This is a genomic window from Spirillospora sp. NPDC047418, from assembly GCF_040643275.1.
GTDB lineage: Bacteria > Actinomycetota > Actinomycetes > Streptosporangiales > Streptosporangiaceae > Spirillospora.
Genome location: NZ_JBEYTW010000006.1, coordinates 18,128 through 30,844, shown reverse-complemented (window position 1 = coordinate 30,844; position 12,717 = coordinate 18,128). Strand labels below are relative to the sequence as shown.

At 74.5% G+C, this 12,717-nt stretch carries 10 protein-coding genes and 1 pseudogene; 5 read left to right on the top strand and 6 right to left on the bottom strand.

Annotated features, from left to right (window positions below):
* The first annotated feature begins 37 nt into the window (after positions 1 to 37).
* The 3 genes from ABZ806_RS05360 to ABZ806_RS05350 all read left to right on the top strand — a co-directional run bounded on the left by ABZ806_RS05360 (position 38) and on the right by ABZ806_RS05350 (position 4,221).
* The gene (locus ABZ806_RS05360; RefSeq protein WP_500215570.1) at positions 38 to 964 is read left to right on the top strand and encodes an NAD-dependent epimerase/dehydratase family protein; all 927 of its coding nucleotides are present in this window, start codon (positions 38 to 40) and stop codon (positions 962 to 964) included.
* 576 nt (positions 965 to 1,540) lie between these two features.
* Positions 1,541 to 2,893, top strand: a complete 1,353-nt coding sequence (locus ABZ806_RS05355) for an HD-GYP domain-containing protein (protein WP_500215568.1) — start codon at positions 1,541 to 1,543, stop codon at positions 2,891 to 2,893.
* Positions 2,890 to 4,221 (top strand): HD-GYP domain-containing protein, encoded by a 1,332-nt coding sequence (locus tag ABZ806_RS05350; protein WP_500215566.1) that lies wholly within the window; start codon positions 2,890 to 2,892, stop codon positions 4,219 to 4,221. The genes ABZ806_RS05355 and ABZ806_RS05350 overlap by 4 nt, the downstream gene beginning before the upstream one ends.
* A 47-nt stretch (positions 4,222 to 4,268) precedes the next feature.
* Here the strand turns inward: ABZ806_RS05350 and ABZ806_RS05345 are convergent.
* A pseudogene (locus tag ABZ806_RS05345) lies at positions 4,269 to 5,585 on the bottom strand (bifunctional copper resistance protein CopD/cytochrome c oxidase assembly protein); the annotation flags it as partial.
* Positions 5,586 to 6,265: 680 nt separating this feature from the next.
* Here ABZ806_RS05345 and ABZ806_RS05340 point away from each other — a divergent pair.
* Positions 6,266 to 7,693, top strand: coding sequence for an SPFH domain-containing protein (locus ABZ806_RS05340; RefSeq protein WP_500215564.1), 1,428 nt, complete (start codon positions 6,266 to 6,268; stop codon positions 7,691 to 7,693).
* On the opposite strand, the gene ABZ806_RS05335 is transcribed toward ABZ806_RS05340, so the two are convergent.
* Genes ABZ806_RS05335 through ABZ806_RS05315 form a run of 5 tightly spaced genes read right to left on the bottom strand, consistent with a single transcriptional unit; the run spans position 7,662 to position 11,550 of the window.
* On the bottom strand, positions 7,662 to 8,846 hold the full coding sequence (locus tag ABZ806_RS05335) for a cytochrome P450 (RefSeq protein WP_500215562.1): 1,185 nt from the start codon (positions 8,844 to 8,846) through the stop codon (positions 7,662 to 7,664). The two genes, ABZ806_RS05340 and ABZ806_RS05335, sit on opposite strands and share 32 nt — an antisense overlap.
* Complete coding sequence (locus ABZ806_RS05330; RefSeq protein WP_500215560.1) at positions 8,843 to 9,454, bottom strand: GTP-binding protein; 612 nt, start codon at positions 9,452 to 9,454, stop codon at positions 8,843 to 8,845. Before ABZ806_RS05330 ends, ABZ806_RS05335 begins: the two co-directional genes overlap by 4 nt.
* Positions 9,432 to 9,800 (bottom strand): DUF742 domain-containing protein, encoded by a 369-nt coding sequence (locus ABZ806_RS05325; RefSeq protein ID WP_500215558.1) that lies wholly within the window; start codon positions 9,798 to 9,800, stop codon positions 9,432 to 9,434. Before ABZ806_RS05325 ends, ABZ806_RS05330 begins: the two co-directional genes overlap by 23 nt.
* Positions 9,797 to 10,246, bottom strand: a complete 450-nt coding sequence (locus ABZ806_RS05320; protein WP_500215557.1) for a roadblock/LC7 domain-containing protein — start codon at positions 10,244 to 10,246, stop codon at positions 9,797 to 9,799. The genes ABZ806_RS05325 and ABZ806_RS05320 overlap by 4 nt, the downstream gene beginning before the upstream one ends.
* Complete coding sequence (locus ABZ806_RS05315; protein ID WP_500215555.1) at positions 10,243 to 11,550, bottom strand: ATP-binding protein; 1,308 nt, start codon at positions 11,548 to 11,550, stop codon at positions 10,243 to 10,245. Before ABZ806_RS05315 ends, ABZ806_RS05320 begins: the two co-directional genes overlap by 4 nt.
* Before the next feature lie 292 nt (positions 11,551 to 11,842).
* On the opposite strand from ABZ806_RS05315, the gene ABZ806_RS05310 reads away from it, so the two are divergent.
* Complete coding sequence (locus ABZ806_RS05310; protein WP_500215553.1) at positions 11,843 to 12,667, top strand: helix-turn-helix domain-containing protein; 825 nt, start codon at positions 11,843 to 11,845, stop codon at positions 12,665 to 12,667.
* Positions 12,668 to 12,717: the final 50 nt, after the last annotated feature.

Here is a 12,717-nt window from a genome sequence, read left to right as displayed (position 1 = left end):
GGCGCCGCCGCGGGGCGGCTTCGGTATCGTGCTGCGGGTGCTCGCACTCGTCACCGGCGCGGCCGGGTTCATCGGGTCCCATCTGGTCGACCGCCTCGTCGCGGACGGCCACGAGGTCATCGGCGTGGACGACCTGTCGTCCGGCCGCAACGTCCGCCCCGGCGTGGAGCTGTGGGAGATGGACGTCGCGGACCCGGCACTGGTCGAGCGGGCCGCGCGGCGCCGCCCCGAGGTGGTCTGCCACCTGGCCGCGCAGGTCAGCGTCCGCGTCAGCGTGTCCGACCCGCTGGGCGACGCCCGGGCCAACGTGCTCGGCACCGCGAACGTGCTGGAGGCGGCGCGCGCGGCCGGCGGGCGCAAGGTGGTGGTCACCTCCAGCTGCGCGGTGTACGGGGTGCCGGACGCGCTGCCCGTCCCGGCGGACGCCGAGTTGCGGCCCGCGTCGCCGTACGCGGCCTCGAAGGTCTCCGGCGAGGTCTACGCCGGGATGTACCGGCGGCTGCACGGCATCGACTTCACGACGCTGACGCTGGCGAACGTCTACGGGCCGCGGCAGACGCCCGAGGGCGAGGCCGGCGTCGTGTCCATCTTCACCGACGCGCTGCTGTCCGGCCGGCCGACGAAGGTCTACGGCGACGGCACGCAGACCCGCGACTACGTCTACGTCCTGGACGTGGTGGACGCGTTCGCCCGCGCGGCGGGGGAGGCGGGCGGCGGCCGCCGCCTCAACGTGGGCACCGGGGTGCAGACGACCGACCGGGACCTGCACACGCTCGTCGCCGGGGCGGCGGGCGCGCCCGACGACCCGGAGTTCGCGCCGCCGCGGCTGGGCGACCTGCCCGCGATGGCCGTCGACCCGCGGGCGACGGGCGAGGTGCTCGGCTGGGAGCCGGCGGTCGGCCTCGCGGAGGGGCTCGCCGCGACCGTCGCGTGGGCGCGCGAGCGGCACCCGGCGCCGCGCTGACGCCGCCCGGCGGTACGGCTGAATTCGGCTGCATACCCCAAATCACGGGGTTGTCGTATTGTGGCCATTTCCAAGAGGTGAGTTTTTCTCATCCGCGAGGTGCGATCTCCGTGCATTCGCCGATGCACGTGCATTCTGGTGTGCACCCAGATTGTGCGCTTACGTTGAGTGCATTCACCGGGGCAATTGATCACCTATGGTGACGATCAGTTCACGCTTTGCTCAGTTTTTCCTTCACGTGTGTGTGACCTGGGCAGTTCGCGTTAGGCTTGTGCCGAAATCAGCGACGGGAGCACGTGCGCACCGATGCAATTCGGGGTATGTGCTCGCCCGGGAAGCCGGGCCCGCGCCCGGCCCCCGGATGGAGGCCGGCCCGCGAGGCCGGGACGACCCGGTTCGGCGGGGGGAGGCAAGGAGCCATGTTCAAGCGTGTGCCGCCGGCAGGACACGGCGGGCGCCCGAGCGCCGCGGCGTCGTCGCTGATGCTGACCAAGGGCGTGTCCTGGGTCTAGGTGCCGGCAGGCACCCGGCACCCCGGCGGCGGCCCGCCATCTCGTCACTCCCCGAGGGGCGGCAATGCGTGGACTACCTCTCGCTGCCTGGGCGTACGTCTGCGGTGTGGTGGCCCTCGCGGCCGGCCTCATCGCGACGTCGTCCTTCGCGGAGCTGGACTGGAGCAAGCTGGCCGTCCTGGCCCTGCTGTTCCTGATCTGCGACTCGGCGCCGGCGCGGCTGAACATCACCCGCGCCCGGGTGTCGCTGAGCTTCGCCGCCAGCCTCGCCTCGGTGGTGCTGCTCGGCCCGGTCGGCGCCGCGCTGCTCGGCCTCGTCGCCGTCGTCACCGGGCAGCGGTTCTTCGCCCCGGTCAAGCGCGTCTTCAACGGCGCGCAGTTCGCGCTCAGCGGGTTCTTCGCCGGGACGGTCTTCGACCTGCTCGGCGGCGCCCGCTTCCACCCCGAGCAGGCCCGCTGGGTGGAGCACGTCATCGGCCCGTTCCTCGGCGCGCTGGTCACCTTCGTCCTGGTCAACCTGACGCTGATGGCCGGGGTGCTGCTGCTCAGCCGGCAGGCCGCGCCGCGCGAGCTGCTGCACGAGAGCGGCCAGGTCGCCGTCGGCTGCCTCGGCTACGGCATGGTCGGCCTGCTGATCGCCGGGCTGTGGCCGCGGGTCGGGCCGTTCGCCGCCGTCCTCGTCCTGCTCCCGCTGTTCATCGCCCGCTGGGCGATGGACCAGGCGTACGCGCAGCAGCAGGCGCACGCCGCCACCCTCGCCGCGCTGTGCCAGGCGGTCGAGACCAAGGACTTCTACACCCGCGGCCACTCCGAGCGCGTCTCCCGGGGCTCGGTGATGATCGCGCAGGAGATCGGGATGCGCGCCGACCGGGTGGAGGCGATCCGCTACGCCGGGATGCTGCACGACGTCGGCAAGCTCGGCGTCCCCACCAAGGTGCTGCAGAAGGCGGGCTCGCTCACCGAGGAGGAGTTCGCGGCGATCCAGCTGCACCCGATGCGCGGGCTGGAGATCGTCCGGGAGATCGGCTTCCTGGACGAGGCGCTCGCCGGGATCATGCACCACCACGAGAAGATGAACGGCCGCGGCTACCCGATGGGCCTCGCCGGGGACGAGATCCCCGAGTTCGCCCGGGTCATCTCCGTCGCGGACGCGTTCGACTCGATGACCTCCAACCGCTCCTACCGGGCGGCCCGCACCAAGGACGAGGCCGTCGAGGAGCTGCGCCGCGGGATGGGCGACCACTTCGACCCGATGATGGTCGAGGCGTTCCTGCGCGCGGTCGAGCGGGAGGGCTGGGAGCCGCCGCGGCCCGTCGTCCTGCCCGACGACGCCGTCGCCGAGACCACCCAGCAGGACCACGACGACCCGAGCGCGCCGCTGCGGGTCACCGGCGGCGACGAGGTGCGGCACCAGTGACGACCGGCCGTATCCCCGCCCGCGAGCGGGCCGCGTGGCAGACCATCGACTCCGGCCAGCTGCTGCTGATCGCGACCGCCGGGCTGTTCGTCGTCGTCGCGATCACGCAGGTCGCGGCCGTCGGCCTGTACCAGCCGAACGTCGCGCTCATCTTCGGCGTGCTGATCGCGCTCGGCGAGCTGTTCCGCATGGTGATGCCGGGCAACCGGGAGGTCGCGCCGATCGCCAGCGCGGGCGCGATGGGGTACGCGCTGCTGGTCGGCGTCGGTCCCGAGGGCGCCGCGCCGGACGCGGCGCTCGGCGTCGTCCCGGCCGAGCACTCCGCGCTGCAGGTCGTCGCGGTCACCGCGGTCGGCATGCTGGTCGGCTCGCTGCCGCACATCGCGGTCGGCCGGACGCCGCGGCCGGACGCGATGGCGCGCCGGCTGTTCAACGTCGCGGTGATCGCGCTGTGCTTCCGGCCGGTGCTCGGCCTCGACCTCGCCTGGTACCTGCTGCTGGCCGTGATGGGCGTCGTGGTGATCGCGTCCTGCTTCACCGACGTGCTGATCGCCGCGATGATCCGGGCGGAGGCGGTCCGGGCCCGGTTCGGCATCGCGCTGCGCGACGAGATCGACGCGAAGATGGCGCTGTGCGCCGCGACCAGCGCGACCGCCATGCTGATCGCGGTCGCGACGACCGCGATGGGCGAGGCCGCGCTGCTGATCTTCACGGTGCCGATCCTGGTGACGCAGTTCGCGTTCCGCCGGTACGCGGGGATCCGCGCCACCTACCTGGAGACCGTCCGGGCGCTGTCGCGGGTCACCGAGGTCGGCGGCTACGTGGAGGCGGGCCACTCGCGGCGGGTCGCGCGGCTCGCGGTCGCGATGGGCCGCGAGCTCGGCATGTCCGAGGAGGAGCTGCTCGAACTGGAGTACGCGGCGCTGATGCACGACATCGGGCAGTTGTCGCTCGGCGACCCGATCCCGGGCGGCGCGACCGTGCTGGCGTCCCCGGTGGAGCAGCGCCGCATCGCCGAGCTGGGCGCCGAGGTGATCAAGCAGACCGGTGTGCTGGACCGGGTCGCCTACATCGTGCAGCTGTCCTCGCACCCGTACCGGACGGGCCACGAGCCCGCCGGCGACGCGGCGGACCGGCCGCTCCCGCCGCCGCTCGCGGGCCGCATCATCAAGGTCGCGAACGCCTACGACGACCTCGTCGGCGACTCCGCCGACCGCGACCGGGGCGCCGCCGTGCTGGAGCGGCTGCGGCTCGACTCGGCCGCCGAGTACGACCCGGCGGTCGTGGAGGCGCTCAGCCGCGTCGTCGACCGGCGGCTCCGCCAGTAGCCGCAGGCCGCGTGCGCGGTCGTGACCACCGCCGCGGCCGTCCACAGCAGGAGCGCGCCGAGGTGCTGGTCGTCCAGCGGCGACGCGCCCCAGCGGCGGCCGAGGGTCTCGTACCAGCCGCCGAGGACGGTCCCGTCCCGCATGAGCGCGACCCCGGCGGCCACGTGCAGCGGAAGCACCGCGAAGGGGACGGTCCCGCGGCCCGTTCCCCCGGCGGGGCCGGTGTTCGCCGGCCCGGACGGCCGGGCCGTCCCGTGGAAGTAGGCGAGCCCGATGACGAGGAAGTCGACCATCGCCAGCGAGTGCAGGGCGTGGTTGCCGAGCGACGGCGGGAACAGCGGCGACACGTACCACGCGTAGAGGCTGAGCAGCAGCAGCGCGGACGCGACGATCGGGTTGGTCAGCGCCCGCACGGCCCGGCTGCCGGCGGCAGCGGCGACCAGCGCTCGGCCCTCGCCGCGCATCGCTGTCAGCGCCAGCCGTACCGGGGCCCCGTAGAGCAGCAGCAGTGGCGCGATGAGCCCGACGAGGACGTGCTGGACGGCGTGGGCGCTGAACAGCACCATGCTGTAGCGGGAGATCCCGCTCCCGGTGGCGAGCAGCAGGACCAGCAGGCCGCCCGTCCAGGCCGCGGTCCGCCGGAGGGGCCAGTCCCGGACGCGTGCGACACCGGCGCCGTACCCGGCGGCGCCGGCGGTGACCAGCACGAGGAACAGCGGGTCGATCCACCAGCTCGCCAGGTACGGGCCGATCCCGGCCGGGCCGGGCAGCGGGAACCCGAGCCGCAGCGCGGTGATGTCGAGGGTGCCGGGGGCGTTCTCCGGCGGCGGTGTGCGGGACAGCCCGGTCGCGAGCGCCATCGTCGCCGTCATCACGAGGATCTCGACCGCGCCGAGGCGGAGGAACGGGCGCCGGCCCGTCCCGTCCCGCAGCGCCGGGATTGTGGCGCGGCGATGCCGCCACCCCAGCACGCCGAGCGCGGTGAGCGCCGCGCCCTTCGCCACGACGAGCATCCCGTACCGGGACCCGAGGTGGACGCCGCCGAGCCGCACCCAGGCGTTCACCGCGCCGCTGACCCCGACGACCGCGAACGCGACGAGCGCGAGGGAGCTGTACCGTTCCACGACCCGCACGAGGCAGCGCGGCTCGGCGTCCTGCCGCGCTTCGTTCTGTCGCCCGGTGTCCCGGGGGGAGTGCCCGGCGTCCTGGGGGAGCCCGTCGCGGACGTCCGGCGCGACGGTGACCAGGGCGACGAGCCCGCCGACCCACAGCGCGACGCCCAGCACGTGGGCGGCGAGGCTGTAGACGGCGAGTGCGTGGTTGGAGGCGTTCGCGGCGTGCCCGGTGAACAGCGGCGGCAGCATCCCCGCGAGCGCGCCCGCCAGCAGGTACCCGGCGCCGCCGGCCGCGCGGGGCAGGCTCGCCGCGACCGCCAGCGCGACCGCGGCGGCGAGGACGAGGAGCAGCGCCCGTCCCTGCGGCAGTTCGACGAGGAGCGTCCGCATCATGTCGCCGGTGAGGCCCGCGAACCCGATCCCGAACAGGTCGAGGGCGGTGAACAGGATCAGCGCCAGGGTTGACAGCGCCCACGCCAGCGCGGTCAGCGCGGCGGCGCGCAGGCAGCGCCGGCCGAGCGCGGACGCCCCCGGCACGAACACGGCAGCGACGAGCAGCCAGCCGACGGTGAGGACCGCCGCGACGTCGCCGCCGAGCTTGGCGACCGACAGACCGGTCTTGGTCAGCGCGCCCGCCTGGGACAGCCCGGGGGTCGCGCTGCCGCTGAACGCGCCGCCGAGCCGCATGACGAGCACGAGGACGACCAGCGCCAGCGCCCCGGCCCCGATGACGAGCATCGCCCGGTCGGCCGGGGCCGGGGGCCGGGCCGGGTTCGCCTCATGTGTCGTCACGGGTCGAAATACGCGTACAGCCGGGTGGAAAGTTCATTAATGTGGCCGCCAAGCCGCATCTCGCACGGGGACCGACCGCCGAGGCGGCCTCCGTTCCGGCCGGTCCGCCCGGCCCCCTGATCGCACCGAGGAGCGAGATGAGCGCCCAGCAGCCGGGGAGCAACACGTATCTGGAGAAGGTCGTCGCGCAGCAGGCGGTGCTGGAGGACGACCTCAAGGGCAGGCGCGCGCCGATGCCGATGCCCGCCGCGCCGGGCGCCCTCCCGCCGCCGCCCCCCGGCCCGCTGGCCAAGCGCGAGCGCGCGCTCGGCCGCGGCGCGGGCGACGGCGGCGGGCCCGGTCCCGTGGACGTGCGCGTCACCGGGTTCTGGCGGTGGAAGAACGTGCTCGTCCCGCCGAACGCGTTCGTCGTGCACACCCGGCGCGGGCGCGCCGAGCCGCTGCACATCGGGCTCGGGGTGTCGTTCCGGTTCAACCCGTCCACCGACTCGTTCATCGTGGTGCCGGGCGCGACGCAGACGATCCTGATCAACGCGTACTGCATCTGCCGGGAGCTGCAGGGCGTGCTCGTCCAGGGCTACGTGCAGTGGATCATCCAGGACTTCGGGACCGCCTACCGCAAGCTCGACTTCGGCGACGGCGGCGACTCGATGCGCCTGGTGAACCTGCAGCTCCGCGAGCAGGCCGAGGCGGCGATCAAGGACAAGGTCTCCACGATGGGCGTGCGGGACGTCCTCAGCGACAAGCAGCCCATCATCGAGGAGCTGACGGCCCGGCTGCGCGCGGTCGCCGAGGGCGAGGACAACAGCGACCAGGGCCTCGGGCTGCGGATCGTCACCGTGCAGATCAAGGAGGCGGTGGTCAGCTCGTCCCAGCTGTGGGAGAACCTGCAGAAGCCCTACCGGGCCCAGCAGGGGCAGGTCGCGCGGCTGGCCGAGCTGGAGGCCGAGGAGGTCGTCGGGCAGCGGGAGATGGCGGCCGCGCGGACCAAGGAGTCGCAGCGGCTCGACCACGAGCGGGAGCTGGCCGAGCTGCGCGCGGCGGGCGACGCGCGGCTGTTCGAGGCCGAGGCCGCCGAGAAGCTGCGCCGCACGCGGCGCGAGCACGACGACGCCCGCGAGGTCGCCGGGCTGGAGACCGAGACGACGCGGCACGCGCTGCGGATGGAGCGGGAGCGGCACGCGGAGGAGGCCGAGACCGGGCGGCTGCGGATCGAGCGCGACCACGAGCTGGCCCGGCTCCGCACCGAGGGCGAGCTGGCGCTGGCCGAGTCCCGCGCGCGGTCCCGGCACGAGCAGGCGCTGCTGGAGCTGGAGCGGGAGGCGGCCGCGGCCGCGCTGGAGAACGACCGGACGCCCGCGGCGCTGCAGGCGCGGCTCATCGCCTCGCTCCCGGAGATCATGGCGAGGCTCCCCAAGCCGGACGAGCTGCGCACCGTCACCGTCAACGGCGCCGACCAGACCAGCGTGGCGGGCCTGATCACGCAGCTGACCGCCGTGATCGGCGCGCTGCGCGCCCATGCGGACGGGTCCGTCAGTGCCGGGTCTCCGCCGGCGGGAACGTGACGGGCAGGGCGGCCAGGGCGCGGTGGAACGGGCCCGGCCGCCACTCCAGCGCCTCCCTCGGGACGGCCAGCTCCAGGTCGGGCAGCCGGTCGAGCAGCACCTCGATGGCGGCGGAGGCGATCAGCCGGGAGTGGCTCTTGGCCGGGCAGGTGTGCGGCCCGCCCGCGTAGGACAGGTGCGCGCGGTTGCCCTTCCGGTCGGCGGCCGCCCGGGACGGGTCGGTGTTCGCGCCCGCGTAGCTGATCAGCACCGGCTGGTGGGCGGGCAGCGTGCGGCCGTGGAAGTCGGTGTCCCGGCGGGGGAACGTCGTCCCGTAGTTGGCCATCGGCGGGTCGGTCCACAGGATCTCGTCCAGGGCGTCCTCGACGGGCAGGCTGCCGCCGGACAGGTCGCCGCCGAACCGGTCGTCCGACAGCAGCAGCAGGATGCCGTTGGCGACGAGGTTCTGCTCCGGCTCGGTGCCGGCGCCCACGAGCAGCGTGAGCTGGTGCGCCATCTCCATGTCGTCGAGTCCGGCCGGGTGCCGCATCATCCACGACGTCACGTCCGCGCCCGGCGCCCGCCGCTTCTGCGCGACGAGTTCTCCGGCGGCCTCCGCGAGCAGCGCGTTGCCCTCCGCGGCGCCCTCGGCGTCGAAGAGGGCCCGCATGCCGCGGACGAGCTTGTCGCCGATGTCGCGGGAGCAGCCGAACATCTCGGTGAACACCAGCAGCGGCAGCGTCCGCGCGTACTGGCCGATCAGGTCGGCCTTGCCGTCGGCGGCGAACCGGTCGATGAGGGTGTCCGCGCTCCGCTGGACGTGCTCGCGCAGCGTCACCGGGTCGACGCGGTCCAGGCTGTCGACGATCACCGACCGGAGCCGTGCGTGGACCGGCCCGTTGGTGAACAGGGCGCTCGGCCGCGCCATCATCATCGGCAGCACCGGGCAGTCCGGGCCGACCTCCTCCTCCCACACCTCGCTGCAGCGCGGGAACGTGTCCGGGTCGCGCAGGATCTCCAGCGCCGCCTCGTACCCGATGACCAGCGTCGCGGGCACGCCCGGCGACAGCTCGACCGGCACGAGGTCGCCGTGGGCGCGCATCGCCGCGTAGGTGGCGGCCGGGTCCCGCGCGTACTCCGGGCCGTACAGGGGGAAGCGCTGCGGTTCGGTCATGCGGTTTCCCGATCGAGGGTGAGGAGGTGGTCGACGAGCGAGATCAGCGCCTCGGCGGACGACCTGCGGTCGCGGGCGTCGCAGGTGACGAGCGGCGTCCCCGGCGCGAGGTCGAGGGCCTCGCGCACCTCGGCGTCCGGGAAGGCCGGCGAGCCGTCGAAGTGGTTGACGGCCACCGCGTACGGCAGGCCCTGCTTCTCCACGAGGTCCATGACGTCGAACGACTCCTTGAGCCGCGCCGTGTCGACGAGGACCAGCGCGCCGAGCGCGCCGCGCGCCAGGTCGTCCCAGAGGCGGGTGAAGCGCTGCTGGCCGGGCGCGCCGAACAGGTACAGGACGAGGTCGTCGCTGAGGGTGAGGCGGCCGAAGTCCATCGCGACGGTGGTGGTCGTCTTGTCGCGGATGCCGGCGAGGTCGTCGACGGTCGCCCCGGCCTGCGTCATCCGCTCCTCGGTGCGCAGCGGGCGGATCTCCGACAGCGTCCCGACGTAGGTGGTCTTGCCGACGGCGAAGTGGCCGACGATGAGGATCTTCACGGCCGTCCGGACGCTGGCGCGCACGTAGCGCGGGTCGGAGCGGGACGGGTCAGAGGGCGGCGCGGAGTCCATCGAGCACCTCCTGAAGGAGCCGGGCCTTGGACTGCCGGGCGGCGGGCGCGGCCGCCCGGGTGGTGAGGTGCCCGCCGTCGACGAGGTCGGACAGCAGCACCTTGACGACCCCGACGGGCAGGCGCAGGTGCCCGGCGATCTCGACGACCGACAGCGCGCCGCCCCGGCACAGCGCGAGGATGCGGGCCTTCTCCGGGGACAGGCCGGTCCCCCCGGAACGAAGCGGCAGGTCGCCGGTGGCGATGACGAGCGTGACGAGGTCGAACACGTTGCGGGTCGGGTGCGCGCGGCCGCCGGTGACGACGTGCGGGCGCACCAGCGCGCGCTCGTTCCGGCGCGGGGTCATGCGGGACTGCCCGCGCCCGGACGCGGCGGGCTGGTCAGCTCCTTGCCCAGCCGCTGCACGAGCTCCTGGAGCCGGAACGACACGGTCTCCATGTCGACCCGCTGCGTCGCCGACACCGCGAGGTAGGCGCCGGGGCCGGCGGCGACGAGGAACACGTAGCCGTCGTCGAACTCGTTGACGGTCTGCCGCCAGGTGGTGCCGGGGTCCCCGCAGAACTCGGCGGTGCTGCGGGCGAGGGACTGCAGGCCGGCCATCCCGGCGGCCTGCCGCTCCGCCTCGTCCCGGCCGATCCGCTCGGAGTGCGCCATCAGCAGCCCGTCGGCCGACAGCAGGATCGCGTAGCGGGTCTCCGGCATGCGCAGCGCGTCGTCCAGCATCCAGCCGAGCCGGTTCGTACCGTCGTCCATCGAGCCGTTCCATCCCTCGTCGTCGGCTGCGGAGTTCATGGCCGCGGCTCCTTGCTGTCGGTGTCCGTGCCGTCCGGCGGCGTGGCGGCGCGGCCGGAGCGCGTCCCGCGCTGCCAGGCGCCGAGGCCGGCGGCGGTCTCCCGTGCCGGGCGGGCCGGCGGCTTGTCCCCGGGGGCGGGCGCGGCGGCGGGCTCGGAGGGCTCGGCGGGTGCGGCGGGCTCGGCCGGACGTTCGGCGACGGCGACGCGGCTCCGCTTGGGCAGCCCGCCGGGCGTCGAGGCGGCCGCGGTGGTCTCCGCCGCGCGGGACGCGGCCGCCGGTTCGGGCGCGCGTCCGTCCGGGACGGCGGTGAGCAGCGCGCTCGGCACGAACACCACGGCGCGCACGCCGCCGTAGGGGGACTGGCTGTCGACCGACACCCGGAACCCGTACCGGGCGGCGAGCACGCCCGCGACCGCGAACCCGACGCGGGGCGGGTCGCCGAGCCGGTGGATGTCCACCGAGGCGTCGCCGGACAGCAGCTCGGCGGCGCGCTGCAGCTCGTCGGCGTCCATCGCGACGCCCGCGTCGTCGATCGTGATCGCGACGCCGTTGTGCGCGGAGCGGAAGTTGACCTCGACGGCGGTGTCGGGGCGGGAATGCCGCGCGGCGTTGTCGAGGAGTTCGGCGAGCGTCAGCACGACCGGCTCGACGGCCCGGCTCGTCACCGCGCCGTTCAGCGTCCCCTCCAGGTTGACGCGCAGGTAGTCGCGGATGCGGGAGGTCGCGCCGCGCACCACATCGGTCAGCGTGGACGCCGACCGCTGCTGCCCCGGCCACGACCCGCACAGCACGGCGGTCGCCTGCGCGCGCCGCCCGAGCTGGGCGTTCATGTGGTCGATGCGGAGCAGGCCCTCCAGCACGTCCGGGTCGTCGTGGCGCTCCTGCATGTGCGAGATCGCGAGCTGCTGCTCGTTCGCGAGGCTCTGCACGGCGCGCATCATCGCGCGCAGCGTCGACTTCGCGGACCGGTCGGCGCGCTCCTGGACGCGCGCGGCGGACCCGGCGAACAGGTCGACCACGGTCTGCACCGCCTGGCCGTAGGCGGGGGCCTCGCGGTCCAGGTCGTGCAGCGGGCCGGCGACCCGGACGCCCGGGTTGGTGAGGGACTCCATCAGCTCGGGCAGCCGGACGTCCGCGAGGTGCCGCAGCTCCTTCTCGCGCAGGTCGAGGCCGCGGGCGAGCGCGGCGTTCTGCGCGCGGAGGGCAGCCGTCGCCTGGCGCTGGCGTGCCAGCAGGACGCCGGCGGCGATGCCGGCGCCCGCCACGATGACGAACGCCGCCACCAAGAGGAATTGCTCCATCAGATCCTCGGTGCAGAGGGGATTCGGGCGAGGTGGACCGGCCGCTGCGGCCGGGGGCTGGGGGAGTGGCGCCGAACAGGCCACAGAACCGGCACCGTAGGGCGGTTCGCGGGGGCGTGCTTGTGCTCGCGCGCAAGGAAGTTGCGGCCGGGCGCATCGCAAGATCACCCACAGTCTGAATCGCGTTACTTTCTGCTGGATTCACCTGTTTTGGGGGCGGTGATCGTACTACGCTCGGGCGCGCAAGTGATCATCGTGCCGGGCGCGGCGCGGACCGGCGGAAGGGCCTGCGGTGGACGACCTCGGCGGGCCGGACGGCGCCTACCGGCTCGTCCTGTACGGGACGGACCGCACCGAGCACCCCACCGCCGCGCACGCCGCCCCGGGCGCCGCGCCCGTCCCCGCGGGCGGCGGCTACCGGTTCCTGCTGCCGCTGCACGGCGAGCTGCTCATGCTCCAGGACGGCCGGGAGGCGCGGCTGCGCCCGGGGACGGGCGGCCTCGTCCCGCCGGCCGCGCCGCTGCGGGTCGTCCGGCGCGGCCCCGCCCGCGCGCTCGTCATGACGATCCCGGCGCACGAGCGGCTGAACCTGCCCGCCCGGCCGGTGACCGGCCTCGACCTGACCGCCGGCCTCGGCCGCGTCGTCGCCGACATGGTGCGGGCCGTCGGCGAGGAGCGCGCCACCCTCTCCGAACCGCAGTTCGACGCCGCCTGCGACCGGATCACCGAACTGCTGTGCCTCGTCCTCGCGGGCACCGGGCGGCCGCCGGCGACCGGCCATCTCGCCGAGGTCGAGGCGGTCGTGCGCCGGTACGTCCGCGAGCACGCCACCGACCCCGGCCTCACCGGAGCGGCGATGGCCCAGGACCTCGGCTGGTCGCTGCGGCAGATCCAGCTCGCCCTGCAGCGGGCCGGGACCACGCCCCGCGCGCTGGTCCGCGAGGAGCGGCTCCGGCTCGTCCGGGACCGGCTGCGCGACCCGCTCTTCCGCGGCGTCACCATCACCGACCTCGCCCACGCGACCGGTTTCTCCTCCGCCAGCGCCCTCAGCCACGCGTTCCGCCAGCGCTTCGGCGTCAGCCCCCGCGAACTGCGCCGCCGCACCGCCCGCCCCTGACCGTCCCGGCACGGATTGCCAACCCGCCCGCAGTGGTCCGGGGTTACCAT